At 61.8% G+C, this 19969-nt stretch carries 14 protein-coding genes and 1 tRNA gene; 4 read left to right on the plus strand and 11 right to left on the minus strand.

Annotated elements, in window-relative coordinates; translation table 11 throughout:
* Nucleotides 1–37 precede the first annotated feature (37 nt).
* From E4O86_RS11515 to E4O86_RS11525, 3 genes are all read right to left on the minus strand, one after another.
* Nucleotides 38–1120 (minus strand): ATP-dependent nuclease, encoded by a 1083-nt coding sequence (locus tag E4O86_RS11515; RefSeq protein ID WP_246206354.1) that lies wholly within the window; start codon nucleotides 1118–1120, stop codon nucleotides 38–40.
* Nucleotides 1033–1515, minus strand: a complete 483-nt coding sequence (locus tag E4O86_RS23575) for an AAA family ATPase (RefSeq protein WP_161140690.1) — start codon at nucleotides 1513–1515, stop codon at nucleotides 1033–1035. Before E4O86_RS23575 ends, E4O86_RS11515 begins: the two co-directional genes overlap by 88 nt.
* Before the next feature lie 185 nt (nucleotides 1516–1700).
* Nucleotides 1701–1777 (minus strand) — tRNA-Arg (locus E4O86_RS11525).
* Between the two features lie 684 nt (nucleotides 1778–2461).
* Between E4O86_RS11525 and E4O86_RS11530 the strand changes: the two genes are divergently transcribed.
* Together E4O86_RS11530 and E4O86_RS11535 are read left to right on the plus strand one after the other, a co-directional pair.
* On the plus strand, nucleotides 2462–6718 hold the full coding sequence (locus E4O86_RS11530; RefSeq protein ID WP_161140691.1) for a beta strand repeat-containing protein: 4257 nt from the start codon (nucleotides 2462–2464) through the stop codon (nucleotides 6716–6718).
* Between the two features lie 714 nt (nucleotides 6719–7432).
* Nucleotides 7433–8601 (plus strand): IS3 family transposase gene (locus tag E4O86_RS11535; RefSeq protein WP_425500122.1). Its coding sequence is split into 2 segments (ribosomal slippage): nucleotides 7433–7691 and nucleotides 7691–8601, totalling 1170 coding nucleotides; the frame shifts between segments, so codons are not numbered across the junction.
* Nucleotides 8602–9396: 795 nt separating this feature from the next.
* Here E4O86_RS11535 and E4O86_RS11540 read toward each other — a convergent pair.
* The 8 genes from E4O86_RS11540 to E4O86_RS11575 all read right to left on the minus strand — a co-directional run bounded on the left by E4O86_RS11540 (nucleotide 9397) and on the right by E4O86_RS11575 (nucleotide 19326).
* A complete protein-coding gene (locus E4O86_RS11540) occupies nucleotides 9397–10599 on the minus strand; it encodes a GIY-YIG nuclease family protein (protein WP_161140692.1) in 1203 nt (400 codons plus the stop codon).
* Nucleotides 10592–12631, minus strand: a complete 2040-nt coding sequence (locus E4O86_RS11545; RefSeq protein WP_161140715.1) for a DEAD/DEAH box helicase — start codon at nucleotides 12629–12631, stop codon at nucleotides 10592–10594. Before E4O86_RS11545 ends, E4O86_RS11540 begins: the two co-directional genes overlap by 8 nt.
* 157 nt (nucleotides 12632–12788) lie before the next feature.
* A complete protein-coding gene (locus E4O86_RS11550) occupies nucleotides 12789–13127 on the minus strand; it encodes a BrnT family toxin (protein WP_161140693.1) in 339 nt (112 codons plus the stop codon).
* The gene (locus tag E4O86_RS11555) at nucleotides 13124–15859 is read right to left on the minus strand and encodes a class I SAM-dependent DNA methyltransferase (protein ID WP_161140694.1); all 2736 of its coding nucleotides are present in this window, start codon (nucleotides 15857–15859) and stop codon (nucleotides 13124–13126) included. Before E4O86_RS11555 ends, E4O86_RS11550 begins: the two co-directional genes overlap by 4 nt.
* 210 nt (nucleotides 15860–16069) lie before the next feature.
* Nucleotides 16070–17380: a uracil-DNA glycosylase family protein gene (locus tag E4O86_RS11560; RefSeq protein ID WP_161140695.1), complete on the minus strand. Its 1311-nt coding sequence runs from the start codon at nucleotides 17378–17380 to the stop codon at nucleotides 16070–16072.
* A 13-nt stretch (nucleotides 17381–17393) separates the two neighbouring features.
* Complete coding sequence (locus E4O86_RS11565; RefSeq protein ID WP_161140696.1) at nucleotides 17394–17681, minus strand: hypothetical protein; 288 nt, start codon at nucleotides 17679–17681, stop codon at nucleotides 17394–17396.
* Between the two features lie 34 nt (nucleotides 17682–17715).
* Complete coding sequence (locus tag E4O86_RS23205; RefSeq protein WP_205520839.1) at nucleotides 17716–18726, minus strand: hypothetical protein; 1011 nt, start codon at nucleotides 18724–18726, stop codon at nucleotides 17716–17718.
* A gap of 249 nt (nucleotides 18727–18975) precedes the next feature.
* Complete coding sequence (locus tag E4O86_RS11575; RefSeq protein WP_161140697.1) at nucleotides 18976–19326, minus strand: terminase small subunit; 351 nt, start codon at nucleotides 19324–19326, stop codon at nucleotides 18976–18978.
* Nucleotides 19327–19452: 126 nt separating this feature from the next.
* Between E4O86_RS11575 and E4O86_RS11580 the strand changes: the two genes are divergently transcribed.
* Both E4O86_RS11580 and E4O86_RS11585 read left to right on the plus strand, forming a co-directional pair.
* Nucleotides 19453–19635: a helix-turn-helix domain-containing protein gene (locus E4O86_RS11580; protein ID WP_161140698.1), complete on the plus strand. Its 183-nt coding sequence runs from the start codon at nucleotides 19453–19455 to the stop codon at nucleotides 19633–19635.
* A complete protein-coding gene (locus E4O86_RS11585; RefSeq protein WP_161140699.1) occupies nucleotides 19628–19888 on the plus strand; it encodes a hypothetical protein in 261 nt (86 codons plus the stop codon). Before E4O86_RS11580 ends, E4O86_RS11585 begins: the two co-directional genes overlap by 8 nt.
* Nucleotides 19889–19969 lie beyond the last annotated feature (81 nt).

Raw genomic sequence — 19969 nt, forward strand, 5'->3', positions numbered from 1 at the left:
GCCTCATCGATCTCTTCCCACCAGCCGAATGCGCCAACTACTTCAAAGCGGCAGGGTATGATGCAACCTGATCGGATTCCGCTCTAGCATAGGGGAGGAAGTCGACCCCCTCGATCGGGACAAAGACGGCTGAGCGGAACAGCCGAAGTTTCTCCGGCTGGCCCTTTAGCGTGAAATGCTCCGCGATCACTGGCAGGAGCAAGGCCTCGGCGATGCCCTCCACGAGTAGGACGCGGCCCCCAAAGAGCAAGGCAGCTTTGGTGACGTCGAGGTACCGGTCGATCTTGCGGCGTTGCAGATCATCGAGGTCAATCTGCGATAGCGGAATACAACGGGTTGAGCGGCGCATAACCGCAGCGGTGGCGGTCGCCGCGAGCCCATCGATGGCATCCCCCGCATCGCCTGTCCCCTCAGCGATTCCCCCCTGAATGGCGGCGGCGTCCGCCTCGGCTGGAGATGCGGATTCTTCGGGACCATAGGATTTCGCAGGCGGCGCCGGATCCACGGACTTGAAGACGACCAACTGCTTGCTGCTGACCCAAGCCGAAAGGTTGGGAGAGTGGCTGGCCACGACCACTTGGATTTCGCCGGCCGGACCGTCCTCCGTTTTGATTGCGCGTGACTGGCTGGCCTGGTCCTTCAGGAAAGACAGGACCGCGGCTTGCAGCTGCGGATGCAGGTGTGCCTCCGGCTCCTCCACCAGGAACAGGGTCAAGTCGGCGTTTCGCACCTTTTCCAGCTCGACGGCGGTCGTCGCCATGAACAGGAGGTTGGCGTAGCCGTGGCCAGAGTAGCGCAAGTCTTCAGGGTGGACGCCGTGGTCAGCTAGCTTGAACCGGAGGTCGCGAGCGATATCGACCAGCGCCTCCTGCGGTGCGAAGCCGAGTGCGGCCGCTTGGGGCCGAACGCTCGCGGTCAGGGCCGTGAGGCCCTTTCCGACCGCCTCGTCGACCTTGGTCAAGACGTCGTGCTTCGCCTGCCTCGCCAGCTCGCGAGCGAGATCCTCAGCATTCGTGTCGCCGAGGAAGTGGTTCAGCAGGGCCATGATCCGCGTCGGATTGCCCGACGCCAGTGCGCGCTTCGCGTCGCGAAGAGGCTGCAAATAGACGTGCCTGACCATGTCATGGCACCCCGGTTCCGGCATGTTGCCAGGCTTTCCCGCCCACAGCTTGGGCGGTCCCCAAAGGCGCCATTGTAGCGGATGCCGAACCGCGCCTCAGAAAGAGAGGAATCGGTGGTGGCGGAGATCAGTCGCCCTTGCTGACCAACGCTCAGATCACTAAAGGCCGCTTCGAGCTCGAAGCCCTTGGTCGGGCTTTGGAACCGAACATCAGTGGGTTCACAGTAGATTTCCCGTCGACCACCGAGCGGTTGGGTCACCAGCCGGATTGCATCGATGGCGTTGCTCTTCCCCCCATTGTTCTCTCCAACGAAGACCGTGAGGTCCTTTTGAAGCTCGATTTCGCCCGCATCGAACGAGCGGAAGTTTTTTAGACCTATCGTCTTCAGAAACATGGAATCCCCCGAGGGGCTGAGTCTCCCCCGGGCGGCTGATGTTTGCAACCTGTCGGCGTTGCACTTGAGAACGCTACAACAGCAACCCCACTCGCCCGCTTGCCAGCGGGCGCTCCCGAGGTCAGCAACGGTTCAATGGGGGACCCTGGTTCCCAGTTTCGTTCTGGAATGGACCGAGCTTAGATTGGCGCGCCGGAGAGGATTCGAACCCCTGACCCCCAGATTCGTAGTCTGGTGCTCTATCCAGCTGAGCTACCGGCGCCCGGGCGGGGAGGCCCCGCCGCGAAGTGGGCCACCGGAGGAAAATCACTGCAGACTCAGTCACCTGGCAGTTGCTGCCGATGTACGAACGGGATCTGCCCCCGTGCGCAGAGCACATGTGGAGTCGGCCCCCCGCTGTGACAAGAGTGTGACAGAATTTTTCCTCGGCAGGCCTGCTAGGAGGGCGCAGGATCCGGCGTGACAGCTTTTGGGAAGACGAAAAGCTGGCTCCCTCCGGATAGCGCGGCTCTGCCCTTCCCGACTTAACGCGCCGGGCAGTACCCCCGAGCAATTTCAAAGACGAGCTCGGCAGCATGCCTGCCTTCACGCCGCGCTCCGGTGAGCACCGATCGCATCTGACGCCGCAGATCGTCAGGATCGCTGCGTAGCAGTTCCGCACACCCCGAATTGCACTGCCTTATCGAACAGAGGGCGTGTTGAATATTCCTCAAAGAAGCCGAACGCGAATGAGCCGAGTCACAGCGAGGCGGCAGCGAACCCCAACTGAGGAGAATTTGTGGCAAATTTGTTGACCAAGGTTGTCCCGTCTGCAATCTTGGATCGTACCGGTTCCTTGACCCCCTCCCTTCAAGCCGGCTCGCCCGTGGGCGTTTCCGCCCGCTGATAACAAACATCCATGTGCGCCGTCTGGCAGTTCGGCGCCGTGCCGCTGTCTGGAGTTGGAATGTCCACCATCATTTCCGAAGATACGACTTGGAGCGCGGGCTCGACCATCACGCTTACTGATGACATCCAGATCGCACCGGGTGTCACGCTGACCATTGAACCGGGCGCGATCATAGAGGGCGATCAGTACAGCATTACTGTCTTCGGAACCCTCGACGCGAGCGGCTCATCTATAGAGCCGATTCTTTTTCACGACGCTTATGTTTTTTTGAGCACATCAAGCTCGGCAGAGGGATTCATTGCGTTTGACTACGTACAGATCGAAGGTGGCGCGCTTTTGGCTTCTACGGGCTATGGTATGTATGGCGCTTTTGAAATTAGGCACTCTGTAATATCCAGCTCGTCCTATTCTGATATCTGGTACCCATCTGGAGACTCGATCATTGATTTGACCGTGTTCATAAATTCTCTTGGCGTAAGTGTCGGCACCAGTTCTGGCCTATTCACATTTAGCGACAACCTAGTCTGGAATGAGGTGCCCATTGATGGATTTTCCGCCTTGCAGGTTTGGGCTTCCTACAATGGACCTGTTTCCATTGTCGATAACGCGTTTCTGTCTCCTGATTCGCTAGGCCTGCGCCTGTCGCTCGGCGGCTACGTCTCGGGGTCAGGAAATTATTTTGGCACCTCAGACGCCAGCGCTATTGCTCAGACCATCTATGATCGCAGCGACGATCTCAATGTTGACCATTATGTGGATCCGGCCATCATCTCGTTAACGCCTGCGTCGACGCTCCCAACAAGCATATTCTCGTTCTTCGATCTGACGCTCCCGCCCGAGATAATCTACGAGGGGCGGCTTGCCGGAAGTGCGGATATCTCGATCACCGGCAATGATCTTTCAAATCTTCTGGTTGGAAACGACGGCTCCAACACGCTGGATGGCGGGATTGGGGCTGACACCATGACCGGTGGTGACGGGGATGACGTCTTCATCGTGGACGATCCGAATGACGTCTTGTTCGAGGACACTGACGGCGGAACCGATCTGGTCCTTTCCTCTGTGAGTTACTCATTGGGAGCCAACCTCGAGAACCTGACGCTGACGGGATCTGACGAAATCGATGGGGACGGAAATTCCCTCGCCAACATGATCACCGGCAATGATGCCGCGAACATCCTCACTGGCGGACCCGACAATGACACCCTCATTGGGAGCGGGGGCGACGACACCTTGGATGGCGGAGCAGGCGCCGACCTAATGGAAGGTGGGTCCGGCGATGACAGGTATGTCGTCGATGATCCGGGCGACGTGGTGAGCGAAGAACCGGGCGCCGGAAACGACACGGTGCTCTCCTCGATCAGCTACACACTCGGGAGCGATGTCGAGAACCTGACACTGACCGGGACGGGCTCTATTGACGCGACCGGCAACGCCTTCGCCAATGTGATAACCGGAAATTCCGGTATGTACAATGATCTGAGTGGCGGCGGCGGAGATGATATTCTTATTGGCACCGGCACGTCCTTGAACGAGTTAAACGGCAACTCCGGAGATGATATAATATATGGGAGCAGCAGCACTGACTTTATTATGGTGAACACCCACGATGGGGAGGATCCTGGTCATGATACTGTTTATGGTGGGAATGGTGATGACACTCTGTGGTATCAGCGACTTGATCTTGGCTCGGAGCCAATTATATTTGATGCAAGGCCGGATAACACAGGGTTTGGATATACATCTGATGGCACAATATTTACCGAGATTGAACGATTTTCTGTCTCAACCTGGGACGGGAATGATGTAATATACACCTTGGATGGCAATGATACGATAAATTCATCGAACGGAGATGATTGTATTTCGTCTGCAGGAGGCGACGATTCAATCAGCGGAGGCTTCGGTAACGACACCATTTACGCAGGCTCCGGCGCCGACATTATCAGTGGCGATCTGAGCACCATTAATACGCAGTTCGATTCGTCTGATGTCATCTACGCGGGCGCTGGAAATGACGTTGTCCATGCTCGTGGCGGAAATGACAAGGTCTACGGCGGGGCGGACAGCGACGAACTGTATGGCGATGACGGCGACGATCTGATCGACGGCGGCACCGGTTCCGACGTCATGTTCGGCGGCGTCGGGAACGACACGTTTCTCGTCGACAGCATCGGAGACGCTATCAGCGAAGACCCGGAGCAAGGGACGGATCTTGTGTCCTCGAGCGTGTCTCACACGCTTTCCGCACACCTGGAGAATCTCACGCTCACCGGAAGCGAGTCGATCGACGGAACAGGCAACGTACTCGACAACATCCTGACCGGGAATGATTCCGAGAACCTGCTGTCCGGTCTCGCCGGAAATGACACCCTCACCGGCGGGGCCGGCAACGATACGCTCGATGGCGGCGAAGGCGTCGATACGGCAAGCTACGCGGAAGCCGCCGGGGCGATGGTCGTGAACCTCACAACCGGCAAGAGCACCGGAGACGGTTCAGATAAATTTAGCGCAATCGAGAACGTTGTCGGTTCGGCCTTTGACGACAAGCTGCTCGGAAATGCCGAAGCAAACGGTTTGTCGGGCGGATCGGGCACCGACATGCTGTTCGGCCTCGGCGGTGATGACACGCTCGATGGTGGCGCAGGAAGCGATACCGCAAGCTATGCCTATGCGACGGGGTCTGTGATCGTCGATCTCGCTACCGGAACTGCGACCGGCGACGGAAATGACACACTGATTTCCATCGAGAACGTGTCCGGGTCGAGCTTCGATGACGTGATCGCCGGTGACAGCGGCGCCAATGTCCTGAACGGCGCGTCCGGAACTGACACCGCGACGTACAGCGGGTCAGCCGCGGGAATCACCGCGAACCTGACCAACGGCATGGCGAACGGGGACGGCACCGACAGACTCGTCAGCATCGAAAATCTGACGGGCTCCTCGTTCGACGACAAGCTGCTCGGAAACGGGTCCGCGAACGTTCTGTCGGGAGGCGGCGGCAACGATATTCTGTTCGGCCTCGGCGGCGATGACACGCTCGACGGCGGTGAGGGAAGCGACACCGCGAACTATGCCTATGCGCTCGCAGGGGTAACGGTGAACCTTACGAACGGTATCGCGACGGGAGACGGGACCGACGAGCTCGCCGATATAGAGAACGTCACCGGATCAGGCTTCGACGACAAGCTGCTCGGTGACACCGGAGCGAACACCCTTTCGGGAGCCGGGGGTGACGACACGCTCTTTGGGCTTGCGGGTGACGACCGGCTTGAGGGCGGGGCGGGGAACGACACCGCGAGCTACAATTATGCGATCGCCGGCGTCACCGCGAACCTCACGAACGGAACCGCGACCGGAGACGGAACCGACACGCTTGTGAGCATCGAAAACCTGACGGGCTCCTCCTTTGACGACAGGCTCCTCGGCAACTCGCTCGCCAACATGCTGGCGGGCGGCGCCGGCGACGATATGCTTTTCGGGCTCGGGGGCGACGACACGCTGCAGGGCGGCGCAGGAACCGACACCGCGAACTACAATTACGCCGCTCAAGGCGTGACTGTGAACCTCACAAGCGGAACGGCGGCTGGCGACGGTGCCGACAAGCTCACGTCAGTCGAGAACGTCACGGGCTCGGCATTCGATGACAAGCTCGTCGGAAATGCCGATGCAAACCTCCTCTACGGCGCCGCGGGTGACGACACGCTCTTCGGGCTTTCCGGTGACGACACGCTGAGCGGCGGCGCGGGGACGGACACCGCCAGCTACGTGTACGCGAGCGGCCCCGTGACGGTCGACCTCGCGCTCGGGACGGCCACGGGCGATGGCACCGACACGCTCATCAGCATCGAAGACCTCATCGGGACCAGCTTCGCGGATCTGATCTACGGCAATGATGGTGCCAACCAGCTTTCGGGCGGAACCGGCTCCGACGAGATCCATGGCGGCGGCGGCGATGACCACCTGTTCGGAAACGACGATGCCGACGTCCTTTATGGCGATGGAGGCACCGATGTGCTGCGGGGCGGGGCCGGCGACGACCTGCTCTCGGGCGGAGCCGAAGGCGACTGGCTCTTCGGAGAGGATGGTGCCGACGTGTTTGCCTTCGCTGACGATGTGGGTCGTGACACTGTCGGCGACTACCTGGACGGGATCGACTGGTTCGACCTTTCCGCCCAGACCGGGGCCACGGAATTCGCCGATCTTTCATTCACCGCTAATGCGGGCGGCGTTCTGGTCGACTACGGCACGGGTGAGTTCTTCGTCGCCGGCGCCGACATCGCCGACTTCGATTCCAGTGACTTCTTCTTCTGACGACGGATCAGCAGATCGGGGTGGCTGCCGGTTCTCCCGCAGCCGCCCCATCTGCCTCGACCTGCTCCCCTGATGCCTTCCTTTGAATAACCTTTGTCCCGAGGAGACGGGAGAGCCGTTTGGGCAACGGGCCGATCGAAATTCGCCGCCGTGCACTTGCCTATTTCCCGCAAGAATCTCTCCGAGTACGGTGCCGTTTATGCGTTCGACTAAGCCATTCGTGCGCGGCACGGCGCCGACCCGCGGGGCGTGGCTGCGATAGACGTGCAGGACGTCGTTGGCTCGACCCGCTCCGGCGCCCGACAGCGGCTGTAGCGGGTCGAGCCCGTGGTCGGCGGGGAACTATGGATGGTGATGGCGAGACGCACTGCCCACACAGGGCCAGACGCGTTCGCACTCCTCCGACTGCGTGGCAGCCTACAAGGTCGCCTGTCGCCTCAACGCCCCAAGCAGCCGCGCTCTATGGCACAAGCAGAACAACGTAGATCCGGCGGCCGAACCGGTTCAGATTCACTCCAGCATTAGTTCAACACAACACAGCTACAACTCCTCCAATTCGTGTGAACTGCATTAATGGTTCAGTGCATCCTGCGACTGTCATTCCTTGTTGTTTGACAAAGCTTCTCGTCCCAACCTCGAACGGATCGGCTCTCTGACCTGCCCCCTTCCTGATCCCCTGGTTTGAGTGAGAGTCCGTCACCCAAGGAGACGGACGTGAAGAAGAGCAGGTTCAATGAGGCGCAGATCATCGGCGTTCTGCGGGAGCAGGAAGCCGGGAGCCCGACGGCGGAGGTGTGCCGCCGGCACGGAATCAGCGAGCAGACCTTCTATCGGTGGAAGGCGAAGTACGGCGGCATGGGCGTGTCGGACGCCTCGAAGCTGAAGGCGCTGGAGGACGAGAACCGGCGGCTGAAGAAGCTCTTGGCGGAGTCGATGCTGGACGTGTCGGCCTTGAAGGACCTGGTGGGAAAAAACTGACATCGCCCGCGGCGCGTCGGGAGGCCGTGCTTCGCCTGATGGCGGAGCGCGGCTTCTCGCAGCGGCGCGCCTGCGGGCTGGTCCAGATCGATCCCAAGACGGTGCGCCGCACGCCCGATCCGGGCGATGTGGACGTGCGCGAGCGGCTGCGGGGGCTGGCGGCGGAGCGTCGTCGCTTCGGCTACCGGCGGCTCGGCATCCTGCTGCAGCGAGAAGGCGTCAGTATGAACAAGAAGAAGCTCTTCCGGCTCTACCGCGAGGAGGGCCTGGCGGTGCGCCGCCGGCGCGGCCGCAAGCGCGCCACCGGCACGCGGGCGCCGATGGCCCTGCCGGACGGCCCGAACCAGCGTTGGAGCCTGGACTTCGTGGCCGACGCGCTGTCGTGGGGCCGACGCTTCCGGATCCTGTGCATCGTCGACGACTTCACCCGCGAGGCTCTGGCGCTGGTCGTCGACACCTCGATCGGCGGCCGTCGCATGGCCCGCGAGCTGGATATCCTGATCGGCCGGCGGGGAAAGCCGCTCACCATCGTCAGCGACAACGGGACCGAGATGACCAGCCGGGCCATGCTGGAATGGACCAACCGCACCGGCGTCGGCTGGCATTACATCGCGCCGGGCAAGCCGCAGCAGAACGGCTTCGTCGAAAGCTTCAACGGCAAGCTGCGCGACGAGTGCTTGAACGAGGAGGTCTTCGCCAGCCTGGCCGAAGCCCGCGTCGTGATCGAGCGCTGGCGGCTCGACTACAACCACGTGAGGCCGCACTCGGCGCACGGCGGGCTGACGCCGGAAGCGGTGCGGCTGAACCCCGCGGCCGGTCGGCTGCGCAACCTCAAAGGCTCCGCCGCCCGGCCGCTACCGCCGCCGCTCCAGATCAACTATCAACCCCCAGGGCTCTCACAATGATCGAGGGACCAGCGGGGGGGCAGGTCATCTCCAACGACCGTTGATGTAATAGAGGTACAATGACTCTGCGCCAGTATATGCCCGCACGGGGTTCTTTGCATTAGAACTAACGCACACAGTCCACGCCGCCCGCCCGCGCTTCTTCACTTTGTAGGCAGCGGTCAGCACGGCATCCCTGACGCTATGAATTCTTAGCCAGCGACCGTGAGGTAAGCCCATGACAGTATTTGATAATGTCTACGGTGATGCAAGTTAAAATGCATATATATAATATTTTTTATCACCAGGTTACATGCTATACTGTTCTGTATTGAACTGCGGCTGTGAGGATCGGGAATGGCGAGATGTAGCAATCCTATGGACCAATAGGTTACGCTGGAGTGGAGGAAGCCGCGCGAATGACTATAATCCACGGCAGCGGCTCTAGACTGTTGATAATCCGCCTCCAAACATATACATAGACGGTTAATAGGGGGGCAATCATAATGCGATTCATGCGAGTGTCAGCCATAGCTTTTGTTTTGGCTGGTTGCGTATCCACTCAGAGCGCTGAAGGAGTTTCTCTAGCGCCGCTGCCTGAGACGTGGCGTTCCGAGCTGGCAGCCGAGTTTAGGGGCATGCTAAAGGACCCGTATAGGTCATATTCATCTCTACAGATTCCTACACGAGAGAGGCGCAGCAATGCTAGCGTGCATCATTCGTCAACGCAAGTAGCTCCGGGTTTAACATAGGCCTTTTTCGCAAGGCTAATGATCTCCACGGATGGCATTTTCGACCGAAGAAGCACCTCGAACACTAGCGGGTTCGGGTGAGCGAAGCGGTCTGCGGGTCATAAACGTAGCTGGTGATCGTGCCGTCCTTAATCCTCCCGATCGCCTCGTCGATGACGAACAACGGCACCAGGAACCATTCGCGCGGGGTCACGGGCTGTCCGAAGCGGTCCTTGATCTTGATGTCGAGGCGAGCCGGGCCGAAAATCCGGTGGATCAGGTTCTCGAGCCGCGTGCGGTTTATGTTGAACAGCTCGTATGTTGCGACGATCTCGACATCGGCCATCAGGAAGGTCGGATCGAGGCGCGCATTCGCAATTCGACGCGCGATACCGCCGCCCGTAACGCCGATCTTGTGGACCAGGTCACGATGGGTGGCGACGCTTGGGTGGTCGGATTTGCTGCGCAGCGCGTAAACGATGCCGCTCGCCTCGTCCCCCTCCTCACCCTGATTGGAGAATAGCGGACCAGCTGAAGGCTCCACGATGCGCCGTCCGGCGGAATCCTTCTGCAGCGCCCGCTGGAGCGAGCGCATGAGCAGCTTGCTCTCGGTTCCATTGTCGAAGACGACTCGAAGACGGGCATCCGTATAGCCGTGCTCGTTTGTAAACGGCTGCTCCATCGATGCAACGTAGGCCTTCTGCCCACCGAGCACGTAAAATCGGCCGGGTGCGATCTCCGCCTTCCGTTCGAATTCTTTCGTCTGCCGTAGCCCGGCGGAAAGCTCCCTTTGCACCTGCTCGAAGAGCGGCTTGAAAGTGTCGAAATCCTCGCATTTCTGCCGATTGGCGATCTCCTCAGCCGCGCGCTTTTCCGCAGCCGACCGCACGTGGCGTAGCTCCGTGAGTTCATTGGGCTCGACTTCCACCCCGAGCTGCGCCAGGAGCTCGTCATCGTCGAGCTCATCCGGATCGCTCGTCGTCCCCGGCAATGCCGCCGTCAGCAGTCCCTGGTGATCGAAGGGCTCGAGGACGACGCGACAATCCGGCTGCTCTCGCAACCGGTCGAGCCGAACGGCGTAGATCCGCTCGAAGATGTCGCGGCCTTCGCCATGCTGCGGCGCGCGGCCGTGCGTCTCGACGAAGCGCTGGATTTCCTCGAAGCCGGCGATGATCCGCTCCTCGCGTGGCGTGCGGCTCGACTCCTTCTTCGCCTCGGCCTCGACACCGAGCTCGGCGAGAAGCGCATTGTCCTCGTCTGTGAAGCTTCTAGCGCCGTGTCTAGCCATTGGCGGCTTCCGCCTTCATGCGGGCAAGGAAGGCCACGCCTTCGGCGATCCGCTTTTCCCAGGCGTCCGGCGCGTTGATCGAGGGCAGCCGCCCGCGCTCCTGCTTGAACCTCAAGGCGCGCCTGGCAAGGTCGCGCGCCTCCTCCATCGTGAGGTTGATTCTCTTGGCGCCGATCACCGCGGCCACGTCTTTGAGGCTCTCCTCGCTCATTGTCTTGGCGAGGATCGCATAGGCCTCGCCAAACGGATTGATGCGGTCGATCAGGTCGATGTCGAGCTCGCGCACGTCCATGGCGAACTTCCGAACCCCCTCGACGAAGGCGGTGTTGGGCGTCCTCTCCCCGTCACCGCCGGAGCCGCCTCCAAAGCCCTCGAGGGCAGCTTCCTTTGCCTGTTGCGTGAGGTTTAGGGCGGCGACCGCATGCTGTCGGATTGCCTCCCGATCCTCCTCGTCCAGTTCGGGATACTTGTCCTTGACGATCTTGCCCATGCGAAGCTGGGTCAGCTCCTCCGGCACCAGCTCCGGATCAAACAGGCCGCGCTCGATCGTTGTCTTGTCCTGCACGAAGGCGGCGATGACCTCGTTCAGGTCCTGCTGGCAGATGCGCTGCGCCTCCTCGCTCTTCGGCGCGACGAGGCCATTGATCTCGATCTCGAACTGGCCGGTCTCCTCGTTGAAGCCGACATTGGTCTTGTTGGGGTCATAGCCGCCTTCGCCGTAGTCGTAGCCCGGCGTCGGGCCACTCTGAGGGTTCTTCGGCTTGAACTCGAAGCGCGGCGCGAGCACCTGCTCCATGAGAAGACTTGCTGCAATCGCCTTCAGCGTGTCGTTCACGGCTTCGGCTACGGCTTCTTCCGAGGCGTCCGGCTCGGCGATCAGATTGGTGAAGCGGGCGCGGGTCTTGCCCGGCGCATCGCGGGTCGCCCGGCCGATGATCTGCACGACTTCGGTGAGGCTCGACCGGTAGCCGACCGTCAGCGCGTGCTCACACCAGATCCAGTCGAAGCCCTCCTTGGCCATGCCGAGCGCGATGATGATGTCCACGTGGTCGCGATTGTTCTTCTGGCCCGGATCCTTCAGGGCGGCGGACACGCGGTCGCGCTTGCCCGGTTCGTCGTCCACCAGGTCGGCGATGCGAAGCACCCGGCCATCCGGCGTCCTGACCAGCTGGAAGCCGGTCAGGGGGTCGGTGCCCTGCCATTCGCCCAGCTCATGAAGGATGTGCTCGACCTCGCGGATCTTGTCCTTCGTGCTCTCGCGCGAATTGACGCTCGGAATATGCACGATGGTCTTCTCGGCCGGATCCAGCACCTTGAGGATGTCATCGGCGTAGGAGCCGCTGTAGAAGAAATAGCCGATGTCGAGCTGCTTCAGATATTCGTAGCCGTTGAGCTGCTCGTAATAGGTGTAGGTGACGGTATCGAACCTCGACTCGTCCTGTGGAGTCAGCACGGCTTCGGCGTCGCCACGGAAGTAGGAACCCGTCATCGCCACGACATGCACCCGGTCGCGGGCGATGAAGGCCCCGAGATGCAGGCCGAGCTTGTTGTCGGGGTTGGCGGAGACGTGATGGAATTCATCGACCGCGATCAGCCGGTCGTCGAAGGCTTCCACCCCGAACCGCTCCACTGCGAAGCGGAAGGTCGCATGGGTGCAGACCAGCACCCGGTCGTCGCTGGCGAGAAAGGCGGAGACCGAGTTAACCTTTCCGCCATTGTCCGCGCCCGGCGCGTTGCAGAGGTTCCATTTCGGCGCGACGGTCCAGTCGGCCCAGAATCCGTTGCGGGACAGCGGCTCGTCGTTGAAGCTCGCGCCGATGGTTCTCTCCGGCACAACGATAATGGCCTGCTTCAATCCCTGGTTGTGGAGCTTGTCGAGGGCGATGAACATGAGCGCGCGGCTCTTGCCGGATGCCGGCGGCGACTTGATGAGCAGATACTGCTCGCCCCGCTTCTCATAGGCGCGTTCCTGCATCGGCCGCATGCCGAGCGCGTTCGCGCGCGTCGAGCTGCCGTTGCGGGCATACGACATCGACACCGCAGGCACATGATATTCGGCTGCCGCCTCCGCGAGGCCCGAGCGGGCCGGAGCGCCCCGCAATCGCCTAGTCTTCGCCCGAAGGAACTGGGCCCCCGACACCTCCGGGATGTCCGAAAGGTCGATGTCCTCGTCCCGGATCGCGGCAATCTCAGTGAGTCGTTTTTCCGTAATGGACATTGAACTCTTTCCGCTCGTGCGGTGTCGCTTTGCGTGCACTGATGATCCGCGTCCTGCCATTGCGCTCAGTATGGACGACGCAGATCACCACCAGAGCCTCCGGGCTCTGACCCAGCACCCCGAAACTGATCTCGCGCATCTCGCCATAGGCGGCGGCATCCTCAATCGTGAGGACGTCGGCAAGGAATATAGTGGCGGCCTCCTCGAAGGATAAGCGATGCTTCCGTCGGTTTTCCAGCGCCTTCGCATCATCCCACTCGAATTCAAGCGTCTCACCATCGCCGGTTTCCAACGCATGGAAGAGCCTCATTGCGCCTTGGCCTTTGGGCCTGCCGTCATCTTCGTGTAGAGCTCGAACAGCTTTTCGAGCCGCTCGGTGTCGTTGCGGAACCGGCGGCCGATATAGATGCGCTCAAGCACCTCGTCGTTGCGCTCGTGGGCTTCGCGCAGGTCGGCCGGCATCTTGTCCGGGTCGTAAAGGTCGGCGATGGTCGCCGGGAAATGCGCCTCGCGCGCCAACAGGATGTCCTCGGCGCAGCGGGTCAGGTCGGCCTTGTTCTTTTCGGTCAGCGTGGGGATTGGGAAGGTGTTCCAGCCGAGCGTGTTGGAATAGCGGAAGTCGGTTTTCAGCTTGCCGCAAACCGTTGCGATCCACACGAGATGGAGCTTCGACGCAACGAGGGCCACGCTCCAGAGCGGAGCGTCGTAAATGACACGCGCCAGATCAGAGACAATGGTCGTTTCGTCGGTCAGTGCACAAGGAATATACTGCCTCCTCGAGGACGACACTTTTGGGACAGCGACGGCATATCCGGCCCGATGTGGGGCGAAAACAAACCGATGAGGCGTCAAGACGCCGCCCTTGGCTTGCTCTCCGCGACTCGCTTCGCGCGCTTCTCGGACGCCTTTCAAACGTCGCGCAATTTCCGCAATCGCCCGCGCTTCCGCAAGTTCGGCATCCTCGATCCATAGGCACCATCGGTCCCCGCCATTGATCAGCTCTCTGGAGCCGACGAAGCGCTTGAGAAAGCGCTTTGCAATTGGATGATCGGACACGAGCTTGACGCCCTCGGCGTAAGGCATGATTAGATGGCCCCCATCCGATGGGAGATTGCCCGTAGACATTCGCGGGAGCTCACTTAGTGGCTCAGATCGCTTTGTGACCACGGTCGGCACTCCCTCGATAAGATAGGGGCTGATCGACGACACGCGGCGTCTTGATTCGCCCGTATAGATGGCTTTGCCGTTACCTTTGCCGATCCCTACGATTACACATGTCACCCCCGCGTTGTTCGAGGCGTTATTGCTCCATGGGAATGAAGTGTGAGCGAATAGGATGTTTACACCTCGCGCAAAGACATATGGCCACAGCATGGCGACCTGCTCGCCCTGAGCAATGGAATTAGTGGCAACTAAGCCAGCTTTCCCCGCAACCCTCTCTAGATACTGGGCCGCTCGAACAAACCAGGCGGACACGTAGTCTAAATCTTTATATGATTTCGCAATATCGCAAAAAACGTGCTCTAAGTCTCGTTTTTGCTCCTTCTTTTGGTTCACGCTGCCTTGGTACGGCGGGTTGCCACAAATGTAGGTCTCACCACCCTCGTTCTCGAAGTCGATTTGCGACTGATCAAGCGGCGTGTCGAACAGGTCGTCGGCCTGATGCTTCACCCCTGTCCCGGTCGGCGGACAAATGGTCAACCAGTCGAGCCGCAGGGCATTGCCGCAGGTGATCCAGTTCTCGGCGTCGAGCGGCAGGAAGTCCCGCAGGGCCTCCTTCTGGCCGCGATACGTCACGTCACATTGATATTCGGCGATGATGAGGGCGAGGCGCGCGATCTCGGCCGGGAAGTCGCGGATCTCGATCCCCCGGAAGTTGGTGAGCGGGATTTCGCTGCGCCTCTCGGCCTCGTCCCGCCTCCTGTTGATCTCGGCCTCGATCGCACGCATTTCCTTGTAGGCGATGACGAGGAAGTTTCCGGAGCCGCAGGCCGGGTCGAACACCCTGATCCGCGACATGCGCTTGCGCAGATTGAGCAGCATGCGGGGATTATCCCCGGCCTGCTCGAGCTTCTCGCGCAGGTCGTCGAGGAAGAGCGGGTTCAGCACCTTCAGGATGTTCGGGACGCTCGTGTAGTGCATGCCGAGCGTGCCGCGCTCCTCGTCCTCGGCGACGGCCTGGATCATCGACCCGAAGATGTCCGGATTGATCTTTCTCCAGTGGAGGCTGCCGATATGGATGAGGTAAGAGCGGGCGATCCGGCTGAAGCGCGGCACGTCCAAGCTGCCAGAAAAGAGGCCCCCGTTCACGTACGGAAACTGGTCGGCCCAGCGCGGCAGGGCGGCGCCCTTCCGGTCGGCGATCGGCGTGTTCATCGCCCGGAAGATCGCCCCGATGACGTGATGGGTGTCGGAGGAATCGCGGGCGCTCATTTGCCCGACGGTGGCGGTGAACAGGCCTTCGCCCACGAAGATGTCGGTGCTCTCGGCGAAGAAGCAGAAGATAAGCCGCGCCATGAAGTGGTTCATGTCGTGCCGGCGCTCGGACCTGCCCCATTCCGGGTTGGTCTTCAGCAGCTCGACATAGAGCCGGTTGAGGCGGCTGGTGGCCCGGATGTCGAACGCATTCTCCCGCACCTGCTTCACGGTGCTGATGCCGGCGAGCGGCAGGAAGAAGCCGAAATGGTTGGGGAACTCGCGATAGGCGCAGGCGACCGTCTCGCCCGATACGAGATCCTCGGCCTCGAACGTGTCGCCGTCGGTCGCGAGCACAAACTTCGCCTTGGCCCGCGTGGTCGCCGGGCTGGCCTTCAGCGCGGCCAAGGTGCTGGTTACCGCGCCGGGGGCGGCGACGGCAATATGGATGTTGTTGGTCTGAAGCACGCCGCCAACATCCGACTTGTTCATGCCCCCCTTGCGCAGCCGCTTGAGCGTCGCCTCCTTGTTCCCGAAGGCCTGCAGGAATGCGAACGGGAATTCCTCGGGGTCGAACGGCTCCTCCGAGAGCCTGGTAACGGCCTCTTCGATCTCGACCGCATTCATGCGCGGAACGCCCCTACTCCGGCATTCGAGATGAGCGCGTCCCGGCCGTGATTGGCTGCTGGGCTCATTTCCGTCCCCTTGCCCCCGGAACGCAGCCGCCGATTGCAGGTCCGGCAGCTTGCGACTCTCGACATGTTTCATACGAAATCTTGCCGGCGGCGGCCAGCCGCGGTGGAGGGCCCGCTTGGCAGGCCGGGCAACGGTCCCGGGCTATTCCCACCCTGCGGCAGAGCCGCAGAGGAGATCCAAGACCTGAGTGGCTTCCTTGGCCGTCTCGGGAAAGGCGCGGATTAGCGCCCCGTGCTTAAATCCCGGAAGCTTGTGAAGATTGCTGTTGCGGCCGCGCTCGGGCGGGTACGGCTTGAACGTGATCGAGGCCTCGTCGAGCACCGAGCGCAGGCGCGGATGATCGATGAACCAGATCGCCTGTTTCGACGCCGCAGCCTTGTCGACCGCGAAGGTGACGCCGGCGGAGGTCAGGAAGGCGGAGATGTACTTTGTCCCGTGCATTCGCGACTGGGCGGGGTGCACCGCGATGTCCGCTCTCGAGTTGAGCTGGGCCAGGAGTGCATCCCTCGTGGCATTTGCAGGCTGCGGCTTCGGCATCTTGGTGCTCCATTCCTTGCTTGGCGGTTTCCGGTCCAGCGCCAAGGGTCGGCTCTCCGGGACCGCGGAAACCTGAATGTCCGGCGTCCCCGCAGCGCATGCTCCGACAGGGAGAGGCGAACCACGCGACAGTGCCCCCACGGCTGCGACGAGACGGTGGCGGGCGTTGAGCAGCTTGCCGGCGTTCACCTTGCTCGACACGGTCTCGGGCACCTTCCGTCCCAGGAACACTGCGACCCGCTCGCCATTCGCTCCGCTCGGGTGCGGAAGGCCCGTCAGAACCTGGCGCTCATCAATCCCGACCTTCTTGGCCAAGAACCCGACCGCTTCGGCCACAACCGGGCCGAGCGGAACGAAGACGGCGTTCGGCAGCGCCCTCATTTCTGCCGCGCACCACTTCTCGAGCTCACTCCTCAGAAGCGGCGTCTTCAGGGGCGCTGGGGATCCGCTGTAGTTCTCGCCGTCAATGAAGACTGGGTACCGCAGGATAGAGGTGAAGTGCACGCGGTGCGCCTCCTCCGTCCAGAGCGAGGCGGTGGTGGCGAGCCCGAGCGAGCGGGCGAGGCCGATCTCATCGAGCATGGCGACCAGATTGGCACGCATGGGACCGGAGAAGCTTGCGAAGATTTTGGCGTCTGCCGCCGCATCGGCTTCGCTTCGGCCGTCGAGGAGAGACCGCCGCGCCGCCTGCAAGGCATCCCCCATCTGCTGCCGCCCGGGCGTGAGCCCGACAATGACGATTTCGGCGTCGGTGTTCACAAGGTCGAACGGGGCGTAGGCAATCTCGATCGCTTTGCCGCGAGCCTTGCCCGTCTCGATCAGAAGACGCCTCGGGTGCTCAATCTCGGCCCGAAGATCAGCTTCGTTAAGGGAGCGCAGGAGGGGGGCGAAAGTGGAGAAGAGGCTCTGTGCCATGATCTGATCTCTCTCAGCGGAAGAGGGGCTTGGACGCAAAGGCGACGGTTATGATGCTGCTGGCGGCCTCGACGACGTAGGCATTGCGCCTGTGATAGGGAGCAAGCGCGTTCGTGATGGTGCGCCCGCCGAACCGGCGGAGCTCCCGCATGCTCTCCTTCGTGAGCGCGTATTTGCGGGTGCCGTCTCCGCCATCGACGGACCGGCCGAACGCGATGATGGTCTCGGCGATCAGGGGCGGGAACGTGCGGGCGGTGGAGCGTTCGCGCGCGTGCTGGGTCAGGCGGTACGCAAGGTTCATGGTCTCCTCCATTCGTCGGCGGTCGGACGGGCGCTCACGCGCCCCCGTCATCCGGGATCCTGTGGTCGGGATGCTCGGCGAGCGTCTCGAGGTCGGAGACATCGAGGCGCGCCCAGCGCACGCCGGACACGATGCCCCAGTTCCCAACGTTGTTAGGCCGCCTCCAATAGGGCGTCGGCATAAGCTGGAGTTGGGCGAGGGCCTGGTCGAAGTCCTCGACCTGCAGCTCCGTTCCCTTCTCGCCGATCGTGAACCTGCCGGCGCGGCGGAGACCCGGATGGAACGCCGATCCGTCGCGAGCGACTGGCACGAACACCGCCTTTTCCAGCGGTGTATCCTGGCGGGCTCCGTATTGGGGCAGTCGCTGGTCGCGCCAGATCGAGTTCCAGAAATCCGGCCGGTCGGCGAGCCAGGCGAGCGCCTCCTGTGCCGGGATGCGCCCGTCCTCGGAGGTAAAGGTCCGCTTCGCGCCGGCCATCATGTTCCGGATGCGGCCTTCGGAGACCCCGCCGAACGCGGCAAGAGCCGCGGGCTCAATCGGCATGCCATTGTCGAGCGCCCAGCGGTTGCTGGCGAGCCGGACCAGACGGAGAAGATTACTGCCGGGGCTGATTCCCCACTGGGCGATCGGCGTCGCCGCGACGAAGCGCTCGGCCTCTGTCACTGCATTCTCGATGATCGCCGCCAGTTCGGCGGGATCCTCGCTCTCGTGGAGCACGATGCCATAGAGGGCGTAGGCAGCGAGATCGTGCAGTCGCGCTCCGATCGCCCACTCGGAGAAGCAGTTCGCTCGGGCGCCATCGAGCGCCGCTCGCCACTTGCTGGGGTCGCCGCCCTCGCTGCTCTCAACGTTCACGACCCGCTCGACCATACGGGCCATGCCGGCATCGACATCCTCCTTGCCGATGATGCGGGCGAGATAGTCGCCGGCGGCAGTCACGATGTCGGCCAGCGTGGCGGCTCCATCGAGCTCGTTGCCGTACTGCTCGTGAAAGAGGACCGCGCGCTCGTCGGCGTCGATCTGGGAATTGGGTTTGCTGGCCATGAGAGCCTCGTGATTGCGTGATGTGGCGCTATCTAGGATGTTCCCTCGAACGAGGCAAGATTCGTTTTTCCGTCCTTTCACACGATCACACGACTTCCGATCTTTGGCAGCTCAGGGCGCGGCCATCTCGGCTTGGCGCCGCAGATCACTTTCCCGGTCGATGGATACCGATGGCCGCTGACGGGCAGCCACCGCTCCTTGGCTGATTGCTGGGGCACGGCCGGCGGCGCTCGAAGGCTGCCCTGAGCTTCACAGCACCCCCTCCCCCTCCAGGAACGCGATGCACGCGCTGACCGTCTCCTCGGTCACCGGCGTGAAGTCCATCAGGTGCAGGCGGAGCCACGCGTAGGAGTGCTGCCAAGGCTCCTTGCCGCTGAGCCAGGCCATGACCTTCTCCGGCTTGTAGAAGATCCGGTTCCCCTTCCCGCGCCGCATCGGCTCGGGTTCAGGCCCTGTGCCACGGACCCGCCAGTTGGCCAGGCTCTGCAGCGAGACGCCGAAGATCCTGGCCAGCTTCCGGCTCGGGATCGGGCGCCAGGGTGGCATGTCTGAGTGGAGCAGCTGATCAAGCAGCTCCTGGGTGCGGTTCTGGTGGAACATGCCGATAATATAGTGAGTGCAAGGTCGGCTATTGCTGCACAGTGCAGCATTATGCATCACACGTCGTTTGATGCGTTATGACGTCATACTTACATCACCGGTACGCACTTGTACTGAAGGCTATCTATGAAATTTACCGATACCCCTACCTCCAATGAGCTGCTCAGCTCGGCGGAGGTCATGCGCATCCTGAAGTGTTCCTATAATCACCTGCGCAAACTGCCGCTTGCCTTCATCCGCCTCGGTCGCGTGATCCGCTACCGGGCGGCCGACGTGCAGGCCTTCATCCAGGGGAAGAGCCATGTGTGAGGTTTGTATCGTCCAGTTCAAGGATGGGCCGAAGGAGATCCCGGTCGCCCAGCTCCTGCGCCGGGTCACGGTCCCGAACGGTCCGGACAAGACTGTCCACGTCGCCATCGTGCGCTGTCCGTTCTGCTGCCAGGAGCACGAGCATGGCTGGCTCAGCGGCCCACGGACCCCGCACTGTGTCGGAGGACGTCCCGAGGGCGCCGGCGACTACTATGTCGATTGCCCGGAGGACACGCCCAGGCAGAGACGATAGCTCAGGATGTTGCTGTGCGCGGCTTCGGTTGCGCATAGTCCTCATTTGACCGGACCAGCAGGCGCAATGGGCGCCATTTTT

The sequence above is a fragment of the Propylenella binzhouense genome, assembly GCF_009866965.1.
Classification (GTDB): domain Bacteria; phylum Pseudomonadota; class Alphaproteobacteria; order Rhizobiales; family Afifellaceae; genus Propylenella; species Propylenella binzhouense.